Source organism: Micromonospora sp. D93, from assembly GCF_018070365.1.
Taxonomy (GTDB): Bacteria; Actinomycetota; Actinomycetes; order Mycobacteriales; family Micromonosporaceae; genus Micromonospora; species Micromonospora ureilytica.
In genome coordinates this window covers 84,873-104,028 of sequence record NZ_JAGPXW010000024.1, presented here as the reverse complement: position 1 = coordinate 104,028, position 19,156 = coordinate 84,873, and the positions used below count along the sequence as shown (strand labels likewise).

Here is a 19,156-nt window from a genome sequence, read left to right as displayed (position 1 = left end):
CATTTGTCAGGGGGCCGTTTCCCGGAGGGTTTCCCGGCCCGACAGCGGGTAACCGCCGGGCCGAACGCCGCGACACCGGGAGGACGCGATGGGTGCCACGCCGCAGGGTCAGGTCGACACGGTCGTGCTGATCCACGGACTCTGGATGACGCCACGCAGCTGGGAGGGTTGGGCCCAGCGGTACACCGAGCGCGGCATGCACGTCATCGCCCCTGCCTGGCCCGGCATGGACCGGTCCGTGGAGCAGCTGCGCGACGACCCCGGCCCGATCGCCGAGCAGAGCATGGCCACGATCGTCGCGCACTACGACAAGATCATCCGGGCGCTGCCGCGACCGCCGATCATCATGGGGCACTCGTTCGGCGGTCTGTTCGCCCAGGTCCTCGCCGACCGGGGTCTCGGCGCGGCGGTGGTGGGAGTGCACCCCGCAGCGATCAAGGGGGTGCTCAAGGTGCCGCTGAGTCAGCTGCGCTCCGGCTTCCCGATCCTGCGCAGCCCCGCCAACCGGAACAAGGCCGTCCCGTTCACCCCGGACGACTTCGCCTACGCCTTCGGCAACACGATGAGCCGCGAGGACTCCGACCGGGCCTGGCAGCGCTACGCCGTCCCCGGCGCCGGACGGGTCTTCTTCGAGGGCGCTTTCGCCAACCTCGACCCGCGCTCGCCGGCCCGGGTCGACTTCGGGCGCAACGACCGGGCACCGCTGCTCCTGATGGCCGGCGAGGTCGACCACGTGGTGCCGGCGTCGGTGGTCCGCGCCAACGCCGGGCTCTACCAGAAGTCCCGGGCCCTCACCGCGTACGAGCAGTTCGCCGGCCGGTCACACTTCACCGTCGGCCAGGACGGCTGGGAGCAGATCGCCGACTACGCGCTGGACTGGGCGCTGCGCGCGGCGGCCCTACCTCGGGAGATGACCATCGCCAGCGAGACCCCCCGCCGCTGAACGCATTACCAAGCGTTCGCTCATCGGGCCTGGCACCGCTCGTTGCGGGCGCGGGCCTGCGCCGACTGCCACCGGCGCAGCGCTTCCTTGACGATCACGTACTCGGGGTGCCTCTTAGCTGATGATTTGCCAGCTATCGTCGCCCTCCGCAACTCCGTGATCGACGGGTCAGGGGGCGGAGGGCGGCGGCTGAGGAGGACCGGAGCTGAGGAGAGGGGTGCCAACGAGCGTGATGACTCTGAGGCATCAATATGCCTCAGAGTCATCACGCTCAAAGTGAAGCTGGCGTCAGTTGCCGAACGTCAACGCCGGTCAGGTGCGGCGGCTTCGAGCCCGATGTAGAGCTGGAAGCAGCGCGGTAGGCCAGAGCCGATGATCGCCTACCTGAGAAGGCGGCTCAGCCGGGTTTGGCATGGGCGGGCCCGCCTGGGGTATCTCGGTGGGATGAGGGCCAGTTTCCGGCTTGGCCGGGTCGCGGGGGTTCCGGTAGGCGTCAACTGGAGCGTGCTGGTCATCTTCGCGTTGATCGCGTGGGGGTTGGCCGCGAACCAGTTCCCCCGCTCGTACCCCGACCGCTCGTCAGTGGCGTACACGGTCGCCGGGCTGGCCGCGGCGGTGGTCTTCTTCGTCGGCCTGCTCGCCCACGAGGTCTCGCACGCGATCGTCGCCAAACGCAACGGGCTGGAGGTCGACGGCATCACGCTGTGGCTGTTCGGTGGCGTCGCCGAGCTGCGGGGTGAGCCGCGTGACCCGGGCGCGGAGTTGCGGATCGCGGGCGTCGGCCCGTTGGTCAGCCTGCTGATCGGGGCGTTCTTCGGTGCCATCGCGGCGTTGCTCGCGCTGGCCGGGCAGGACGGGCTGCTGTTCGGGGCGGTGGCCTGGCTGGCGGGGATCAACGTGCTGCTGGCCGTCTTCAACGTGCTGCCGGCCGCGCCCCTGGACGGTGGCCGGTTGCTGCGTGCCGCGGTCTGGAAGGCGACCGGCGACCGGACCCGGGCATCAGTGGTCGCCGCCCGGGCTGGCTGGGTGCTGGGTGTGCTGCTGATCGGCCTGGGGCTGTGGCAGTTCCTGTCCGGCGTCGGTTTCGGTGGGCTCTGGCTGGCGTTGATCGGCTGGTTCCTGATCGGCGCGGCCGGGATGGAGGAACGGCAGGCCCGCACCGGCAACGCGCTGCGCGGGATACGGGTGGGCGACGTGATGACCTCGCAACCGCAGACCGCCTCGGCGGAGATGACTGTCGCGGACTTCGTCGACAACTACCTGTTCGCGTACCGGCATTCGGCGCTGCCGCTGACCGAGGACGGCCGGCCGACCGGCCTGGTCACCGTCGACCGGGTGCGGGGCGTACCGCCGGAGCGGCGGGCCTCGACCACGCTGGCCGAGGTGGCCTGCCGGGCCGACGAACTGGTGCTGGCCCAGCCCGGCGAACAACTCAACGACCTACTCCCCCGGCTCACCGAGTGCGCCGACGGCCGAGCCCTCGTCATAACCGAGGACGGCCACCTGACCGGCATAGTCTCCCCCAGCGACATCAGCCGAGCCGTCCAACGCAGCACCCTGGTTGGCCAGGGCGGTCAGCGGGGGAAGTAGCGGTCCAGGGCGTCGGTGCGGAAGGTGCCCTTGGGGTCCAGGTCGGCCAGGAGGGCGGCGAAGTCGGCGTACCTCGGGTAGCGGGTGGACAACTCGGCCGGGTCGGTGACGAAGACCTTGCCCCAGTGTGGGCGGGGCGCGAAGGGCGCCAGCCGCTCCTCCACCGCGGCCACCACCGGCAGCACCGCCGCGGTGTCGTCGACCCAGGTGAAGTGCAGCACGAAGCTGTCCCGCCGGTAGTTCGGGCTGAGCCACAGCTCGTCGGCCGCCACGGTACGCAGCTCGGACACCAGCAGCACCGGGGCGATCAGGTCCGCCACGTCGTCCAGCGCGGCGAGCGCGTCGGCCGCCGCCGTACGCGCGACGTGGTACTCGGACTGCAGTTCGTCGCCACTGCTCGGGGTGAAGCCGAGCTTGAAGTGCGGCAGCCGCTCGTGCCACGGGCCCGGCTCGCCGAGCTGCGGGGTGCAGTTCTCCGCCGGCATCCCGAGCACCGGGTGCCGGGGCTGGTCGGCGGCGGTGGTGCCCAGCCAGTCCTCCGGGGGTGGCGGCTGATCCGCCAGCTGTTTGCGCCACACCTCACGCAACCGGGGCGTACGGAAGTCGGTGAAGACACTCACGCTGTACGCCGAGCCGAGCGCCTCGTCCAGCGCCGTCCGGTCGAGGTCGAGGCGTACGTACTGGCGCAGCGCGAACGTCGGCACGACGTCCAGTGTGACGCGGGTGACCAGGCCGAGCGCGCCGAGCCCGACCACCATGCCGGCGAACGTGTCGGTGTCGCGGTCGACCCGGAGCAGATCGCCGTCGGCGGTGACCAGCTCCAGGCCGGCGACAGCGCTGGCCAGGTTGCCGTGGGTCTGGCCGGAGCCGTGGGTGGCGGTGGCCACCGCTCCGGCCACCGAGATGTGCGGCAGTGAGGCGAGGTTCGCCAGCGCGTACCCCTGGGTGTGCAACTGTCGGGCGACGTCGCCGTAGCGCAGCGCGCCGCTCACGGTGACCTGCCCCCGCTCGTGGTCCACCTCGATGACCGGGGGCAGCCCGGCGAGGCTGACCAGGTCGCCGTCGGTGTCACCGAGACGGTTGAAGGAGTGCCCACTGCCCACCGCCCGGATCCGGCTGCTGCCGTCGACGAGCCGACGCAGTTCGTCGACGGAGGTGGGCCGGTGGAACGCCTTCGCGGCGTACCGCACGTTGCCGGCCCAGTTGCGGCGCGGAACGTCAGTGGTCGACGCGGCGTGCGATCCCTGCGCGGTCATGTGGCGGTCTCCCGATCGGTGCTCTGGTGGTCGGCCAACGCGGTGACGAGGGCGTCCAGAACCGTATCCGTCTGGAAGGTGCTGTAACCACGTTGGGCGATCGGCAGACCGGCAGCGGTGGCGCGTTCGATCTCCCCCCGGGCCGCCTGCCGGGCCGACGCGTCCCCGGACATCAGCGCGTCCTGGCCGCGTCGGATCAACCGGTCGACCCGGTCCATCTGGTAGCCGCGCAGGCCGACCGTGAGCTCGGGGGCCTCGAAGGCGGCGCGACGCAGCGCGACCAGGTCGACGAACCGGTCTCCGGCATGGCGGGCGAGCGCGGCGGACACCTGCTCGGGCTGCTCGCGGACCTGGTCGAGGACGAGCAGCTCGATGGCGGGGCGGCCGTCGAGCGGGTGGCGGGCGGTCACCAGCTCACGCGGCACACCCTGCGCCGGCACCAGCAACAGTCGTGGTGGTTTCGCGTAACCGTCGCGTCGCGGCGGCTCGTCGAGGACCAGCGTGGCGACCTCGGCCCACCGGATCTCCCGACGCAGGCCGGGCCGCCGGATGCTGAGCCCGTCCGCGTGGATCCCGAACCGGAACGGCCGCAAAGCGCTGACCAGCACCACAACGCCGAGCGCGATCGCCCCCACCGCGATGATCGTTCGTAACAGGGCGCCGTCGCTGGGATAGACCAACAAGAGCACTCCACCGAGTACGCACACCAGGGCGAGCGCACGGGCCCCCCGATTCCGGCGCAATTCCACGCTCGGACCCCCGTTTCATGACCGTGGCGTCGGTCCCGACATCTTCCGCCAGACCGGGCACCAAGGACACCGGTCGATCGGGCACGGTTGTTCTCGTCGTCGTCGGGGAACCCTACGCCCATGAGCAGCTACCGCGATCCGGCCGCACGAGGTGACGTCTTCCCCTCCGAGGAGGAGCTGGACCCGACCGGCACCGAGGTCGAGCAGGCCAGCGGGCCGCCGGCCGGCGGGTTTCCGAGCCACCCGTCGCCCACTCCCGGCCCTCGACCGACACCGGCACCCGCGCCCGCTCCGACGCCGGTGCCGGCGCCCGGCCCGCCACCGCGCGCTCCGGGCGCGCAGTCGATAGTGACCCGCCACCTGGACGGCTCGGTGGAGGTGGTCACCGACCTCGACGGTGACGGTGTCGCCGACGTCGTCCAGATCGACGTGGACGGCGACGGCATCCCGGACATCACCTATGTGGACACTGACCACGACGGGCGTCTGGACACCGTGCTGGGCGATCCGAACGCGGTCGGGACGGGCGTCCACCGCGCCTGACCGGAGGCGCGGTCGCCTCAGAGCTTCGCCATCACCTCGCTGGCGACCAGCTCCAGGTGCTCCAGGTCGCTGAGGTCCAGCACCTGGAGGTAGAGCCGCTCGCTGCCGATCTCCGCGTACCGGCCGATGGTGTCCAGCACCTCGGCGGGTGTCCCCGCCAGACCGTTGGCCCGCAGCTCGTCCGGCTCGCGGCCGATGGCGGCGGCCCGGCGGGCCACCTCGGCGTCGTCGCGCCCGCAGCAGAGCACCAGGGCGTTGGACCACACCATCTCGGCCGGGTCCCGACCGATCTCGACGCAGGCCGCGCGGACCCGGTCGAACTGCGCAGCCGTGTCCGGCACCGAGGCGAACGGCAGGTTGAACTCGTCGGCGTAGCGGGCGGCCAGCCGAGGGGTGCGCTTCGGGCCCGTCCCGCCGAGCAGGATCGGTGGACGCGGCTGCTGCACGGGCTTGGGCAGGGCGGGCGAGTCACGGACCGGGTAGTACCGGCCGTCGTGGTCGAACCGCTCCCCCGGCGGCGTGGACCAGAGCCCGGTGATGACGGCGAGCTGCTCCTCCAGCCGGTCGAACCGCTCGGCCAGCGGCGGGAACGGGATGCCGTACGCGCTGTGCTCCTCGGCGTACCAGCCGGTGCCGATGCCCAACTCCACCCGGCCGCCGCTCATCTGGTCGACCTGCGCCACGGTGATCGCCAGCGGGCCGGGCAGCCGGAAGGTGGCGGCGGTCATCAACGTGCCGAGCCGGATACGGCTGGTGTCCCGGGCCAGGCCGGCGAGCGAGGTCCACGCGTCGGTGGGGCCGGGTTCGCCGCTCACGTCACCCATCATCAGGTAGTGGTCGGACCGGAAGAACGCGCCGTAGCCGGCGTCCTCGGCGCAGCGGGCGACGGCGAGCAACTGGTCGTAGCTGGCGCCCTGCTGGGGCTCGGTGAAGATCCGAAGTTCCATGATCCGAGCATAGGGAGCCGGTCGGCGGTGCCGCGCCGGGACGGCGCCGACAGTCGTATGCTTTGACAGTCATATGAACGAGGAGGCATATTGGGGAGGTGTCCACCGACGTCTTCACCGTCCTCGCCGAGCCCACCCGACGCAGGATTCTCGACCAGCTCCGCGACGCCGAACGCAGCGTCGGCGAGCTGGTCGACGGGCTCGGGGTCAGCCAGCCAGCCGTCTCCAAACACCTGCGGGTGCTTCGCGACGCCGGCTTCGTCACCTGCCGAACGGCCGCTCGACAGCGGATCTACCGCCTCGACCCGGGCCCGCTGCGGGACGTCGACAGCTGGCTCGACCCGTACCGGCGGCTCTGGACCCGACACCTGGACGCCCTGGAACGACACCTCGACAGTCAGGAGCAGTGAATGGACCGCGACGCGTTCCGCCCGAGCCCACCCGCCGATGTGCGCGCCGAGCCCGTCGACGACGGCGCGACACTGGTCTTCGTCCGCGACCTGCGGCATCCGCCAGCCACCGTCTGGGCGGCACTGACCGACCCGGCGCAGCTCGCGCAGTGGGCGCCGTTCCTCGCCGACCGCGATCTCGGCAAATCCGGCGCCGCCGTGCTCACCCTCGTCGACGGCGAGACCACCCAGGAGGACCCGGCGACGGTACGCCGGGCCGAGCCGCCGCACCTGTTGGAGTACACCTGGGGCGACGACCTGCTGCGCTGGGAGCTGAGCCCGCAGGGCAGCGGCACCCGGCTCACCCTGCGGCACACCCTCGCCGACCGGGGCATGCTGCCGATGGTCGCGGCCGGCTGGCACCTCTGCCTCGACGTGGCCGACCGGCTGCTCGACGGCGACCCGGTCGGCCCGATCCGCGGCGCGGAGGCCAAGGACTTCGGCTGGCCCGAGCTGCGCGACGCGTACGCCGAACAGCTCGGTGAGGGCTGACCGGTACAGTCCCGGCGGCCCCGGAGCCCGGAGCCGCCGGAACCCGGTCAGACGTACGGCCGCTTGGCGTACGCCTCGCGGAGCGCTGTCAACCCGACCGCCTTCGGCGTCAGGGTGCCCCACCCGGAGTTGAAGTAGTTGGTTCGCACGATCCGTGGCCCCCGCTCGGCGTTGAGCTGGGCGATCGCCGGCGGCACGGTGGCGATCCAGGCCGCCTGGTTCGGGATCTCGGCCGACCTGACCCCCCACTCGGCGATGATCACGGGCCGGGACAGCGCCACCGGCCCGAGATCCGCCACCGCCCAGTCCTTGGTGCGACGGAACCGGGCCAGCGCGGTGTGGCTGGCGTTGGTGGCGTACGCGTTCCACTGGAGATAGTCGAGGCGGGACATCAGCGACTCCGGGTGGGTGCGCTGGAAGCAGGCCCGGTCGAAGCCGCCCAGCCCCACCGAGAAGGTCGTCCCGGCCGGCAGCGTCCGTGCCTTGAACCACGTCAGGATGTAGTTCATCGCCTGCACCGCCCGGGCGTCCGACTCGGCCCAGGTGTACGCCTTGCCGTCCTCGGTGGTGCCGAACTCGTGATCGGTGTCCAACTCCGAGGCGAGCTGGATGTTCACCCCGAAACCGAGCAGCCGATACTGCGCCAGGGCGCGGTGGAGGAGCCCGTCACACTGGCCCTTGAGCACCTGGCCGTACCCGTACGCCTTCGGCCAGGTGGTGCCGGGACGCTGCTGGATGGTCATCGACGGCGCCGGCACTGTGTAGTTGGTGACGTCCACTGTGAAGGTCTGCGGCCCCTGGTTCGGGGCGCCGTAGTGCTTCAGCTCAAGGACCATGTTCATCTGCACCCCGGCCCTGCCCAGGCTGACCAGCCAGGGCCGGTTGTAGCCGGGGAAGATGTAGCCGTCGGCGAAGCTGCGGTACTGGGTGAGGGACCGGAAGTTGCCGCCGGCCATGTCAGCGGTCGGATCGGCGCCGCCGGAGAGGTAGTAGCCGCCGAGCACGGGTTGGCCCAGGCTGTAGTCGGCGGCGGCCGTCGCGGTGTTGCCGGAGGCGTCACGGACCTGGACGGTGACCCGGGCCATCACGCCACCGACCGATACACGGCCACGGAGCCGTTGTCGGAAACCCGGGTCCAGACACGCCCGGAGTTGTCGGTGACGGTCACGGTGAGCGGGTCGATGACCGCCGCGACCTTGACCGGCGCGCTGCTGTTGCCCTGCGCGTCGGTGACCACGATGGTGACGGTCAGCGGTTTGGTGTCGGCGTCTGAGTAGGTGACGGTCAGCAGCATCTGCTCACCCGGCGTGAAGACGGATGCGTTCAAGGCTGCGGTCACGGTGGGAGCGGCCATGTCGGGCCCTTTCTGGCTCGGTCGCCAGGGCTCGGCGCGCGAATGAGCGACGCCGGACCCGGGCGGGGTCCACAGTGCGAAAGGCCGGTGGGGCACGGGGACGGATGGCACGGCCGGTGGGCGGCGTCGCCTGACTGCCGGCGGTGCTGACGTCCTTGTCCCGGTGGGCGGAGGCACCGCTGCGGGCGCCCGCAGGGGTGTCGGTGGCAGCAACGGCCTGTCGTACGTGCGATCGGTACGGCAGCTGTGCCGCGACCGCCACGGCTTCGAGGCCGGGCTGGGTGAGGGCGGCACCGGTGGGGACGATGTTGTCCCCACCGGGCCGGAAGATCGGGATGTGGCCCGCCACCCGTCTACCTCCACCTGCCCCAAGGGTGCTCTACCAGGGGCTTTACCGTCTTGTCCGGATTGCGACAGCGCCCGGCGAGGCTCGCGGGACGCCGGAACGATGTCGACAGATCCGGCCGCTTCACGGGTTCACCGACGGCCCGACCAGCGCCGTCGGAGGCGGCGGCGCTGGCGTTCAGTCGAGATGGTCGGCGGGTGCGGTCTGGAGCAGCCAGGCCAGCGGCATCCGCGCCCGCGTCTCGTAGCTGCCGTCCCCGCTCAGCCGGTGCAGGGTGACCGTTTGCGCACCGTCCCGATCGACGACCCAGTACTGCGGGATCCCCGCCGAGGCGTACTCGCGGACCTTGGTCACCGAGTCCATCGCCTCCGAGCCCGGCGAGACGATCTCCACGACGAGTACGACGTCGGCGACCGCGGCCCAGACGCTGCGGGACGGCGGCTTACGCCAGACACTCACATCGGGGATGCGGCCACCGTCACCGTCCGGTCCGGAGATGCGCACACCAACTGCCTGAAGCACCTGCTCGGCGGGCCAACCCGCCACGATCAACCAGGCGAAGAGGCGACTGGCGATCGTGGCGTGTTCCGAATCGGTCAGCGGCATGACCGACAGGACCCCCTCGGGGCTGGTCTCGTAGCGGTGACCGTTCGGATCTGCGGCGTTCATCGCTGCCACGTCGTCGAGCGTCACAACGGCGGGCATGTGCATGCCGACAGCCTCAGCGCTCATGAGTCTGACCCTAGGTGACCAGCGGCGTCGAGCACCGCACCCGAAGGCTCAGCGACGCCGCCGCGCCGGGTCGAGGAGGGCGGGCGGGGTGTCGAACTTCTCGTGTGCGGCAAGGTCTACCCCCGGCGCGACGATGGCGTCGATCGCGTCGAGCACGTCGTCGGGGAGCACGGTGTCCGCGGCGGCGAGCTGGGCGTGCAGGTGCTCCATGGTGCGGGGGCCGATGATCGCGCTGGTCACGGCCGGGTGGGCGGTGACGAACCCGAGCGCGAGTTGGATCATGCTGAGCCCTGCCTCGTCGGCGACGGTGGCCAGCCGCTCGACGGCGTCGAGCCGAGCCTGGTTGGCCGGGACGCTGAGGTCGAAGCGGGCGGGCAGGAGCACCGAGCGGCTGGTGGTGATCTCCCGGCCGGCACGGATCGCACCGGACAGCCAGCCCGAGGCGAGCGGGCTCCAGGCGAGCACGCCGAGCCCGTACTGCTCGGTGACGGGCAGGACGTGGGCCTCGATTCCTCGTTGCAGGATCGAGTAGCTGGGCTGCTCCGTCACGTAGCGGCTCAGGTGGTGCTCCCGGGCGGCCCACTCGGCCTGCACGATGCGGTACGCGGGGAAGGTCGAGGAACCGAAGTAGCGGATCTTTCCCGCCCGTTGCAGGTCGGTCAACGCCGACAGGGTCTCCTCGTCGCTGGTGGTCGGATCCCACCTGTGGATCTGGTAGAGGTCGACGTGGTCGACGCCGAGACGGCGCAGGCTGTTGTCCAACTCGGTGACCAGCCAGCGGCGCGAGCTGCTCCGCTGATTACGCTCGTCGCCCATCGGCATGCCGGCCTTCGTGGCCAGCACGATGTCGTCCCGGCGGCCGGCGATGGCCTTGCCGACCATCTCCTCCGATTGGCCCTGGCTGTACATGTCGGCGGTGTCGATCAGGTTGATTCCGGCCTCCAGGGCGGCGTCGACGATCGCCGTCGCCTCGTCCTGGGTGGTCTGCCCCAGCTTGCCGAAGTTCATCGCGCCGAGCGCGAGGGTGCTGACCTGGACGCCGGTGCGCCCCAAAGTGCGGTACTGCATGGCTGCTCCTCCACGGAAGGGTGAGGTGGCACTGGCCCCACCCGCTCTGGCATCCTGAGCAAGTGGAACCACGTTCCGCTAAGAACAATACGGAACAGCGTTCCGTTTGCCAAGCCGAGTGATGGGGGTAACGGCACGGTGGCCGACATCGACAGCGGATCAGGACGCTCGACCCCGCGGAAGCGGGCCGACGCCCGGCGCAACGAGGCGACACTGCTGGAAGCCGCCGCCTCGGCCTTCGTCACCTCGGGCGTGGACGCGCCGGTACGCGACATCGCCGCCCGAGCCGGCGTCGGTGTGGGCACGATCTACCGCCACTTCCCGACCCGCGCCGACCTCATCGTGGCCGTCTACCGGCACCAGGTCGAGGCATGCGCGGAGGCCGGCCCGGCGCTGCTGGCCGCCAGCGGCACACCGCACGCCGCCCTCGCCCAATGGATCAACCTCTTCGTCGACTTCCTGGTCACGAAGCACGGCCTCGCCGAGGCGCTCCAGTCCGACAACGCGGCCTTCGAGACCCTGCACGCCTACTTCCTGGACCGCCTCGTGCCGGTGTGCGCCCAACTGATCGACGCCGCCATCGCGGCCGGTGAGATCCGGCCCGACGTGACCGCCTTCGAGTTGCTGCGCGGTGTCGGCAATCTCTGCATCGGCGCCGGCGAACCCCGCTACGACGCGCGTCGCATGGTCGAACTCCTCGTCGCGGGGCTGCGCCAACGCCAGGGCGCCGGGCCGCGATAGCTTATTGATCATGGCGGACTGGGAGCTTCGGCCGGCCTCGGCGGCGGACGTCGAGGCGGTGGCCGAGTTGCGGTCAGGTGGATGTGTTCATGGTCCGCGCGCCCGGGACGATCACCGTCGAGGCTCGGACAATGTCAATGTAACGTTGACAGATGACGTCGGAGCTGGCCCGGTTGGCGGAGGTTCGCGCTACCCGCGTTCGCCTGGACGAGCAGGAGCTGGAGATCATCGACCGCGCGCGCCAGGACGGCGCGACGTGGGCGCAGATCGCGACGGCACTCGGCCTCGGCAGCCGGCAGGCCGCCGAACAGCGTCGACAGCGGCTGGTGGCGGCGGGGTGGTCGCGGCGGCAGCAACGTGACCTCCGACTGCCTCCGCAGATTGCGGCGCTGCGGACGGCGGTGGCCGACCTCGGCCGGTGGATCGGTGCCGACCAGCGGTGGGACGACCGATTTCGTCGAGCGGCACTCGTGCGCAGCACTGTCGACGCCGCCCTGGATGCCGCCCCGGGCTCGCTGTACGCGTTGGCCCTACACCTGGCCGCCGATCTCGCCGAAGCGGGCGAGCGACTGCCCGCGCCCGCTCGAACCGTCGCGACCAAGATCGACGCCGCCTTGTCAACCTCCCGTTGACAAGGCGCAGCAGCATTGCCCAGGCCGACCTCAAGCTTGAGGATGTGAGTCACCTCGACTCAACTCGGAGTGCTCATGCGTCGCAACGCGGGCCTGTTCGTGGCCATCTCAGTGCTGTCCGGCTTCGGCAGCAGCGCCATGTCCCTGGTCGCCGGCATCTGGATCCTGGACCTCAGCGGCTCCACCGGCCTCGCCGCCCTCGCCGGGCTCTGCGTGTACGCCCCGGTGCTCGCCGGCCCGTGGCTGGGCGGCCTGCTCGACCGGGCGCCCCGACGGCCCCTGGTCATCGCCGTCAACCTCATGTTGGCCGCCGCCCTGCTGGCACTCCTCGCGGTGCGCGGGCCGGGGCAGACCTGGCTCATCTTCGCCGTCTCGTGCGCCTACGGCGTCAGCTACGTGCTGATCGACGCCGGCGAGACGGCGCTGCTGCCGTCGGCAGTGGCACCGACCGAACTCGGAGACGTCAACGGGTGGCGCTCCAGCGCGCAGGAGGGCATGAAGCTCGTCGCTCCCCTGGCCGGGGCCGGCCTCTACGCGTGGCGCGGCGGCCACGCGGCCGCCGTCCTCAGCGCGGCCATGCCGGTCCTGGTCGCCATCCTGTACGCGGTGCTCCGCCTGAGCCGGACGCCTCCCGACCAGCACACCGAACGCGCCGGCGGCCCGCGTACCGGATTGGTGGTCCTGTTCGGACAGCGAGCGACACGTCTGCCGATCGTGCTCGCCGCGGTGTCGATCGCCATGTCCGGCTTCACGACGGCCGGGATCTACGCGATCGTCGTGACCGAGCTGCGTCTGCCGACGACGTTCCTGGGTGTGCTGGCCAGCGCGCAGGGCGCCGGTTCCGTTCTCGGTGGCCTGATCGTCGGGCGGCTCATCGGGGCGAGAGGCGCCAATGCCGTCGGTGTCGCCGGTACGACGCTGTTCGCCGTCGGCTGCCTGGCCCGTTGTCTGCCGTGGTGGCCGGCCACTGTCGTCGGAGCGGTGGTCATCGGCGTCGGCCTGCCCTGGGCCCTGGTCGCGGCGGTGACCGCCGTACAGACCCACACGCCGTCGGCGCTGCTGGGACGCGTCTCCGCGACAGCCAACACCACGATGTTCGGGCCCCTCGTCGTGGCGATCCCCCTCGGCTCCGCGGCCGTGCACCTCGGCGCCCGCCCGCCGCTCATCGGCGCCACGGCGATCTGCCTGACCGCCGTGGTGGCGGCCACGCTCCACCACCGGTCGACGCCGTCCGACGAGACGTCGACCGCGCCGGCGCCGCGCCGAACGGCGGGAACGGGTCCGGCGAGCCGCTGACCGGGTTCACCCGCGTACCGGATGGGTTGCCTGGAAGGCGAGCCGACGGTCCGCGTCGGCGGCGATCTGGTCGAGGATCTCGTCCAGGTCGAGGAAGACCGACCACCGCTCGCGGCCGGTGACGTCGGCCAGCCGGTCCACGAGCAACTCCTCCAGGTCGGTGACCCGCTTCCCCTTCCACACCTTGTCGGCCACGCTGACCAGCAGGTCGTCGACGCCGACGCCGTCCCGGCGCCAGGACGCGTGGTCGCGCGCGAACCGGGCCGACGACTCGGCGACGCCGTGCTGGAGCAGCAGCTCGTATCCGGCGGGCTCGTGTGCGGAACCGGGCCCGGACAGCTCCTCCGGGTGCCGAACCTTGCCGATGTCGTGGGTGGCGGCGCCGAAGAGCACCGCCTCGCTGTCGAACGGGAGCTGCGGGAACCGGTGCGCCATCGCATCGGTGAGCTGTGCGGCCACGTCGTGCACGGCCCGCAGGTGCGCGGCGAGGCGCGGCGGCGCGTGCAGCGCCTCCAGCAGGGCCACGACCTGGTCGGGCAACGGCCGGAGCGGCGGGTCCGCGGGGGCGGTGAGCGCGCGGCGCAACGAATCGGACGTCACCGCGGCAAGGGTACGACCACCTCGCGCTCCCCGCCCCTCTCGCGGGGCAGCCAGAGCGGGTTCGTCTTGGCTACGCTCCCCCGCACCAGGGAAGGGGTTCCATCGGGTCTCCGGCCCCGCACGAGCCAACCCTGACCCGTCCGCCGTCCGCCTGGATACTGTCTAGTCATGCCGCTCAGTCCGGACGAGGTCGAGGTGTTCGAGCACTCCAGGGCCCGCCTGGAGGCGATCGCCTATCGCCTGCTGGGCTCGGCCAGCGACGCGGAGGACGCCGTCCAGGACACCTTCCTGCGCTGGCAGGGCGCCCACCGGGAGCACGTCGAGACGCCGGAGGCGTGGCTGACGAAGGTCCTCACCAACGTGTGCCTGAACCAGCTGACGTCGGCGCGGGCCAGGCGGGAGACCTATGTGGGCACGTGGCTGCCCGAACCGGTCCTCGCCGGGGACCGGATGCTCGGTCCGCTCGACACCGCCGAGCAGCGCGAGTCGGTCTCGATGGCGGTGCTCACCCTGCTGGAGCGGTTGTCGCCCAACGAGCGCGCGGTGTACGTGCTACGGGAGGCCTTCGACTACTCGCACGGTGAGATCGCCGAGATCCTCGGCATCACCGAGTCGAACTGCCAGCAGACCTACCACCGCGCCAAGCAGCACGTCACCGCGGAGCGGGCCCGCGCCGAGGTCGACCAGGCCGCCGCTCGGAAGATCGTCGCGGAGTTCCTCACTGCCGCCAACAACGGCGAGATCCAGCGGCTGGTGGAGCTGTTGACCGACAACGCGACGAGCCTCGGCGACGGCGGCGGCAAGATCCCGGCCCGGACCACACCGATCGTCGGCGCACTGGCGGTGGCTAAGTTCCTGCGTGGCCTGTTCAAGCCCGCCGACATCAAACGGGACCTGGTCGGAGGCAGCCCCGCCGTGCACATCACCACCGCAAACGGCGCTCCGGCGATGGTGGTCGTGATCGACGACCGGGTCATCGGCGTGATGTCGCTGGAGATGACGCCCGAGGGTGTCACGGCCATCCACAACCAGGTCAACCCCGACAAGCTCGTCCGCGCCAGCCGGCAGTGGTCCGCCTCCGAACACGAGGAACCCACCCTCCACGTCTGGTGACCCAGGTCATAGCCAACTCCTGTCAGGAATCGCGTCGCTGTCCGGTTCAGGAAGCGACCACCCACCGAGACAGGAGTGCCACCATGAAGCACCGCATCGTCGTCCTCGGATCGGGCTACGCCGGAGCCATGGCCGCCGGGCGCCTCGCCAAGCGGCTACACCCGCACGACACCGAGATCACCGTCGTCAACGCCGACGCCGACTTCGTCGAGCGGGTCCGCATGCACCAACTCGCCGCCGGGCAGGACCTCAAACCACGCCCACTGAGCGAGATCTACGCCGGCACCGCCGTCAAGCCTCGGCTGGCCCGGGTCACCGCCGTCGACGCCGACCCCAGGACCGTCGCGCTCGCCGACGACCACGGCACCGACGAGATCGCCTACGACACGCTCGTCTACGCCCTCGGCAGCGCAACCGCCGACCACGGCGTCCCCGGGGTCGCCGAGCACGCGTACGACATCGCCGGCAGGCCCTCGGCGCTGCGGTTGCGCGACCGCCTCGCCCACCTCGCGGCCGGCGGGACGGTGCTCGTCGTCGGCGGGGGCCTCACCGGCCTCGAAGCGGTCACCGAGATCGCGGAGGCCCGGCCGGACCTCGACGTCGCGCTCGCCGCCCGCGGCGGTCTCGGCGACTGGCTCACCGGCAAGGCGCAGCAGCACCTGCGCGGCGTCTGCGGCCGGCTCGGCATCACCGTCCACGAGCACACCGACATCGCGCGGGTCGAGGCGGCCGGTGCGGTCACCCGCGACGGTCGGGAAATCCCGGCCCAGGTGACCGTCTGGACGACCGGCTTCGCCGTCCACCCCATCGCCGCCGCCACGACCCTGGCCGTCGCGGAGACCGGGCAGATCATCGTCGACGACTCGATGCGGTCGGTATCCCACCCCGAGGTGTACGCCGTTGGCGACGCCGCCATCGCCGGAGGCCCGGCCGGCAAGCCACTGCGGATGTCCTGCGCCTCGGGTATCCCGATGGCCTGGCAGGCCGCCGACGCCATCGCCGCACGCCTGACCGGTCGGGCGAAATTTTCCAAGGCTCCGCTGCGCTACTTCAACCAGTGCATCAGCCTCGGCCGGCACGACGGCATCATCCAGTACGTGACCGCCGACGACCGGGCCAAGCCGTCCCTCCTCACCGGAAAGCTCGCGGCACTCTACAAGGAGTTCGTCTGCATGGGCGCGGCCTGGAGCATGGCGCACCCGGTCCTGTACCCGGTCCGCCGCCACCGGATCGTCCCGACCCGAACGGAGATCCGTACAGCCGCGTCCTGACCGTCCCTGCACCAGCCCTAGGCTGTCGCAATGGCGGCGGAGCATGTGGTGATCGACCTCGACGAAAACGGTCACGAGCCGGCCGAACGGAGCGGCATCACCCAGGCGATCGTCGCGAACAGGCGGAAGATGCTCCTTCAACTCGTCGTCGTCTTCGTGATCGGTGCGGTGCTCGGCGGTGTCGGTGTCGGTGAGTTGCGAGACTCTCGTACACAGCGCGAGCGATCCACTGTTGTCGCTCTCGTGGCCCTAACCGAGTCGGGCTATTTGGGAGGCTCGAACTCCAGGGGAACCGTCCAGCTGAACGGGCAGCTGACACTGGTCAACACCGGCCCCGCGCCGATCACGATCCGCGCCATCCAAGCGGAGAGGCCGGGCGTCCAGGTACGCGGTATGGGTCAGGCTCGGCTGATACGCGCGGGCGGCACGGGCCAGATCCTCGTCGATCTGCAATTGGAGTGCTCGACCGCGTTCCAGCCGGAGCCGTTGTCGGTGCGGTTCTCCGTCGAAACCGAGGACAAGCGGCTCAGAGAGGTGCGCTACCCGGTCGCTCTCGTCGGAAGCGCCTGGCAGGAGGATGCCCTGCGCATGTGCGAGCTCCCGCTCGACTCATAGCTGGGGCGGCGGCGGTCGGGCGGGCCGGAATCCCGCTGGGGCGGCCCGCCCGCATTCGCCCCGGAGTCGATTACCAGCCGTGGCCCCAACCGGCCTGAGCTGGCGCGGCCATCCAGGTGACCGCCTCCTGTTCGGACCTGTTCGGCCACTCAAACGGGCTGCGTCTGCTCGACCAGTTGCACCAGCACCAGAGCCGTCCTCCTGTCCGGTTGCACAGAGGCGGTGCGGATCAGGTAGGTGCCGGCAGCCACGTCCACAGTGAGGTGGGTGGTGTGCTCCAGCCCGTCGCCCGTATAGCCGGAGTCGAACAACTGGGCTGGCCCGCTGGTCGTCCACGTGCCGGCGTCCTCCCAGTCGGCGATCTTGAGCGCTCGGGGAACGAGGCGGAGGACATCCGCCTCGGAGTTGGCGTAGATCCACCGTACGAAGATCCGCCGGTCCGGGAGGTACGTGGTGGAAGCCGGCTCGTCAGCCAGAACAAGCGCCTGGTCGGCACCGACATCCAGCACTCCGATGTAACCGTCGACCTGGCAGGCCCGGTCGTAGTCACCCCAGGAATCACCGTCGTCCATCGACGCGCCCGTCCACTCGCCGAGCGCTGACGTCGGCACGGCGATGAGCGGCCCGCCACCCGAATCAACCCACGGCAGCTGGCTGACCGGCCTGCGCGTACGAGCGAGGACGCCGGCCAGGTCGGTCATGTCGGTCACGATCGCGTCGGCACCGGCGGCGGCGAGACGTTCGGCCTTGCCGGGCTTGTTGGCGTACCCGACACAGGCGACACCGGCTGCTCGGGCGGCTGCGACGTCGGTGGCGGAGTCACCGACCAGAACAGCGGCATCGGGTGCGACCTTCAACGCTCGCAGGGCCTGCACAACGGGTGCCGGGTTGGGCTTCAGCAGATCGGGATGCTCGCCTCGGCCGACGACGGCGGCGAAATAGCGGGCACGGTCGCGGCGCCCGAGGTAGGCGTCGATGGCGGCGGCCGAGTTGTTGCTGACGATGGCGAGCGGGCGCCCGGTCGCCCGGCACGCCGCGACCATGTCGAAGGCTCCGATCGTCGTCTCCGCGGACGCCGCTGCCTCGACCTCCGCCGCCTCCAGGGCCGCACCGACAACGCCTACCAACTCGGGTGCGAACACAGCTGTCGCGCGGAACAGCTCCAGCGGGTCGTTTCCGTCGCGCAGCTCATCGGGCAGGACGACGCCCCGGCTGAGGATCAGCTGACGCAGGTCGGCGGCGACGCGCGGCGCGGCCTTGCTCCCGAACAGGCGGCAGATCGGACCGTCGAAGTCGACGAGTACGACTTCGGCCCGCTCGGCGATGTCAGCGAGCCGGTCGGGTGGCCGTTCTGCCTCGATCGTCACCATGCGCTCCAGTAGGCCGCCTTCGCCGTCAAGGCTGTCGATACTAGAGCCGGCGACGCAGCTCCGGTTCAGCGGTCCTGCTCTGCCGGTGCCGATACTCCCGTTGCCCGCAGGGTGTCGTAGGGATGGCGGCCGTAGGTCTCGCGGTACGCCTGGGCAAACCGCCCGGGGTGGGTCCAACCCCAGCGTCGGGCCGTCTCCGCCACGGTCTGCCCCGGCTTGGGGTGTTGCAGGTCCCAGTGCGCCTGGCGTAATCGGACGGCACGCAGGAAGGCCATCGGACCCTGACCGTGGTGACGCTGGAACGCGACCTGTAACGCGCGCTGGCTCACCTCGCAGGCTTCGGCTATTCGGCCCACTGTCAACGGGACCGCGGCATGCGCCTCGATGAACTCGGCGGCCCGGCGTACGATCGCGCGGCCCACGCCGGACTGTCCGGGCAGGTAGTTGATGGTCATCGTGGTGTTCGGGAACACCGCGACGGCGGTGCTCGCCACCAGGTCCACCAGGCCGGCCCGGGCCAGTGGGCTGGCGACCACCGCGTTGATGGCGAGTTGTCGCCGCGCGAACGTCGTCACCGACTGCCAGAGCAGCGCCATGGCCGGCGAGAGGGGTGCCAGCGTGGTGAACCGGAAGTTCGCGGCGGGTAGGCCGGTGCGGGCGTGAGCGCCCGCCGCGATCCGTTGCATCGGTAGCCGGACAACTGTGGACGCCATGTCATCGACGAGGTGGAGTGCGCCCACCTCGGGGTAGCGGCCAGTCGTGCCGGGGCCGAGGCGCAGTTCCTCGTCGGCGGCGCGGACGGCGTACCGGCCGTGCGTCAAGGTCACCGCGGCGAACTCGGGATAGGGCAACGACTCGATGCGGCTGCGCATCGTGTAGCGGGTCTCCCCGATCTCCAGTTCGTCGACCCGCAGCGTGACTCGCCGGTAGCGGAACCGAGCGGGTGGCCCGGAGATCCGGACCCGGTGTTCTCCGAATCTGAGTGCGATCAGATGGTGCGCTCGTTCTGGGTCGTCGGTCTCGACGACATCTCGGGTCACAGGCTCCAG

At 70.9% G+C, this 19,156-nt stretch carries 21 protein-coding genes; 11 read left to right on the top strand and 10 right to left on the bottom strand.

Annotated elements, in window-relative coordinates; all coding sequences use genetic code 11:
* Positions 1–88 precede the first annotated feature (88 nt).
* Positions 89–943 (top strand): alpha/beta hydrolase, encoded by an 855-nt coding sequence (locus KBX71_RS24170; protein ID WP_210820191.1) that lies wholly within the window; start codon positions 89–91, stop codon positions 941–943.
* Between the two features lie 444 nt (positions 944–1,387).
* Positions 1,388–2,533 carry a site-2 protease family protein gene (locus tag KBX71_RS24165; protein ID WP_210820190.1) on the top strand — a complete coding sequence of 382 codons (1,146 nt, stop codon included), beginning with the start codon at positions 1,388–1,390 and terminating at the stop codon, positions 2,531–2,533.
* Here the strand turns inward: KBX71_RS24165 and KBX71_RS24160 are convergent.
* Both KBX71_RS24160 and KBX71_RS24155 read right to left on the bottom strand, forming a co-directional pair.
* Positions 2,518–3,789: an FAD-binding protein gene (locus KBX71_RS24160; RefSeq protein WP_210820189.1), complete on the bottom strand. Its 1,272-nt coding sequence runs from the start codon at positions 3,787–3,789 to the stop codon at positions 2,518–2,520. The two genes, KBX71_RS24165 and KBX71_RS24160, sit on opposite strands and share 16 nt — an antisense overlap.
* A complete protein-coding gene (locus tag KBX71_RS24155; protein WP_210820188.1) occupies positions 3,786–4,472 on the bottom strand; it encodes a hypothetical protein in 687 nt (228 codons plus the stop codon). The genes KBX71_RS24160 and KBX71_RS24155 overlap by 4 nt, the downstream gene beginning before the upstream one ends.
* Before the next feature lie 186 nt (positions 4,473–4,658).
* Between KBX71_RS24155 and KBX71_RS24150 the strand changes: the two genes are divergently transcribed.
* On the top strand, positions 4,659–5,081 hold the full coding sequence (locus tag KBX71_RS24150) for a hypothetical protein (RefSeq protein ID WP_124818691.1): 423 nt from the start codon (positions 4,659–4,661) through the stop codon (positions 5,079–5,081).
* A 17-nt stretch (positions 5,082–5,098) separates the two neighbouring features.
* Here the strand turns inward: KBX71_RS24150 and KBX71_RS24145 are convergent, their stop codons facing one another.
* The gene (locus KBX71_RS24145; RefSeq protein ID WP_210820187.1) at positions 5,099–6,028 is read right to left on the bottom strand and encodes an LLM class F420-dependent oxidoreductase; all 930 of its coding nucleotides are present in this window, start codon (positions 6,026–6,028) and stop codon (positions 5,099–5,101) included.
* Between the two features lie 98 nt (positions 6,029–6,126).
* On the opposite strand from KBX71_RS24145, the gene KBX71_RS24140 reads away from it, so the two are divergent.
* Both KBX71_RS24140 and KBX71_RS24135 read left to right on the top strand, forming a co-directional pair.
* Positions 6,127–6,438: a helix-turn-helix transcriptional regulator gene (locus KBX71_RS24140; protein WP_210820186.1), complete on the top strand. Its 312-nt coding sequence runs from the start codon at positions 6,127–6,129 to the stop codon at positions 6,436–6,438.
* Complete coding sequence (locus KBX71_RS24135; RefSeq protein ID WP_210820185.1) at positions 6,439–6,969, top strand: SRPBCC family protein; 531 nt, start codon at positions 6,439–6,441, stop codon at positions 6,967–6,969.
* A gap of 47 nt (positions 6,970–7,016) precedes the next feature.
* Here the strand turns inward: KBX71_RS24135 and KBX71_RS24130 are convergent, their stop codons facing one another.
* From KBX71_RS24130 to KBX71_RS24115, 4 genes are all read right to left on the bottom strand, one after another.
* Positions 7,017–8,054 (bottom strand): hypothetical protein, encoded by a 1,038-nt coding sequence (locus KBX71_RS24130; protein ID WP_210820184.1) that lies wholly within the window; start codon positions 8,052–8,054, stop codon positions 7,017–7,019.
* The gene (locus KBX71_RS24125) at positions 8,054–8,323 is read right to left on the bottom strand and encodes a hypothetical protein (protein WP_210820183.1); all 270 of its coding nucleotides are present in this window, start codon (positions 8,321–8,323) and stop codon (positions 8,054–8,056) included. Before KBX71_RS24125 ends, KBX71_RS24130 begins: the two co-directional genes overlap by 1 nt.
* 523 nt (positions 8,324–8,846) lie before the next feature.
* Positions 8,847–9,401: a Uma2 family endonuclease gene (locus tag KBX71_RS24120; RefSeq protein ID WP_210820182.1), complete on the bottom strand. Its 555-nt coding sequence runs from the start codon at positions 9,399–9,401 to the stop codon at positions 8,847–8,849.
* Between the two features lie 48 nt (positions 9,402–9,449).
* Positions 9,450–10,469: an aldo/keto reductase gene (locus KBX71_RS24115; RefSeq protein ID WP_210820181.1), complete on the bottom strand. Its 1,020-nt coding sequence runs from the start codon at positions 10,467–10,469 to the stop codon at positions 9,450–9,452.
* A gap of 138 nt (positions 10,470–10,607) precedes the next feature.
* On the opposite strand from KBX71_RS24115, the gene KBX71_RS24110 reads away from it, so the two are divergent.
* The 3 genes from KBX71_RS24110 (at position 10,608) to KBX71_RS24100 (ending at position 13,138) form a co-directional block, all read left to right on the top strand.
* Positions 10,608–11,210 carry a TetR/AcrR family transcriptional regulator gene (locus KBX71_RS24110; RefSeq protein WP_210820180.1) on the top strand — a complete coding sequence of 201 codons (603 nt, stop codon included), beginning with the start codon at positions 10,608–10,610 and terminating at the stop codon, positions 11,208–11,210.
* Between the two features lie 152 nt (positions 11,211–11,362).
* Complete coding sequence (locus KBX71_RS24105; RefSeq protein ID WP_210820179.1) at positions 11,363–11,842, top strand: hypothetical protein; 480 nt, start codon at positions 11,363–11,365, stop codon at positions 11,840–11,842.
* A 75-nt stretch (positions 11,843–11,917) separates the two neighbouring features.
* Positions 11,918–13,138 (top strand): MFS transporter, encoded by a 1,221-nt coding sequence (locus tag KBX71_RS24100; protein WP_210820178.1) that lies wholly within the window; start codon positions 11,918–11,920, stop codon positions 13,136–13,138.
* Positions 13,139–13,144: 6 nt separating this feature from the next.
* On the opposite strand, the gene KBX71_RS24095 is transcribed toward KBX71_RS24100, so the two are convergent.
* Positions 13,145–13,738: an HD domain-containing protein gene (locus KBX71_RS24095; protein ID WP_210820177.1), complete on the bottom strand. Its 594-nt coding sequence runs from the start codon at positions 13,736–13,738 to the stop codon at positions 13,145–13,147.
* A 168-nt stretch (positions 13,739–13,906) separates the two neighbouring features.
* Here KBX71_RS24095 and KBX71_RS24090 point away from each other — a divergent pair, with 168 nt between their 5' ends.
* The 3 genes from KBX71_RS24090 to KBX71_RS24080 all read left to right on the top strand — a co-directional run bounded on the left by KBX71_RS24090 (position 13,907) and on the right by KBX71_RS24080 (position 16,737).
* Positions 13,907–14,851 (top strand): RNA polymerase sigma-70 factor, encoded by a 945-nt coding sequence (locus tag KBX71_RS24090; protein WP_210820176.1) that lies wholly within the window; start codon positions 13,907–13,909, stop codon positions 14,849–14,851.
* An 83-nt stretch (positions 14,852–14,934) separates the two neighbouring features.
* The gene (locus tag KBX71_RS24085; protein WP_210820175.1) at positions 14,935–16,122 is read left to right on the top strand and encodes an NAD(P)/FAD-dependent oxidoreductase; all 1,188 of its coding nucleotides are present in this window, start codon (positions 14,935–14,937) and stop codon (positions 16,120–16,122) included.
* A 30-nt stretch (positions 16,123–16,152) separates the two neighbouring features.
* Positions 16,153–16,737, top strand: coding sequence for a hypothetical protein (locus tag KBX71_RS24080; RefSeq protein ID WP_210820174.1), 585 nt, complete (start codon positions 16,153–16,155; stop codon positions 16,735–16,737).
* A 149-nt stretch (positions 16,738–16,886) separates the two neighbouring features.
* Here the strand turns inward: KBX71_RS24080 and KBX71_RS24075 are convergent, their stop codons facing one another.
* Positions 16,887–18,104, bottom strand: a complete 1,218-nt coding sequence (locus KBX71_RS24075; protein ID WP_210820173.1) for an Imm21 family immunity protein — start codon at positions 18,102–18,104, stop codon at positions 16,887–16,889.
* Positions 18,105–18,172: 68 nt separating this feature from the next.
* Positions 18,173–19,147 (bottom strand): AraC family transcriptional regulator, encoded by a 975-nt coding sequence (locus KBX71_RS34645; protein WP_210820172.1) that lies wholly within the window; start codon positions 19,145–19,147, stop codon positions 18,173–18,175.
* Positions 19,148–19,156 lie beyond the last annotated feature (9 nt).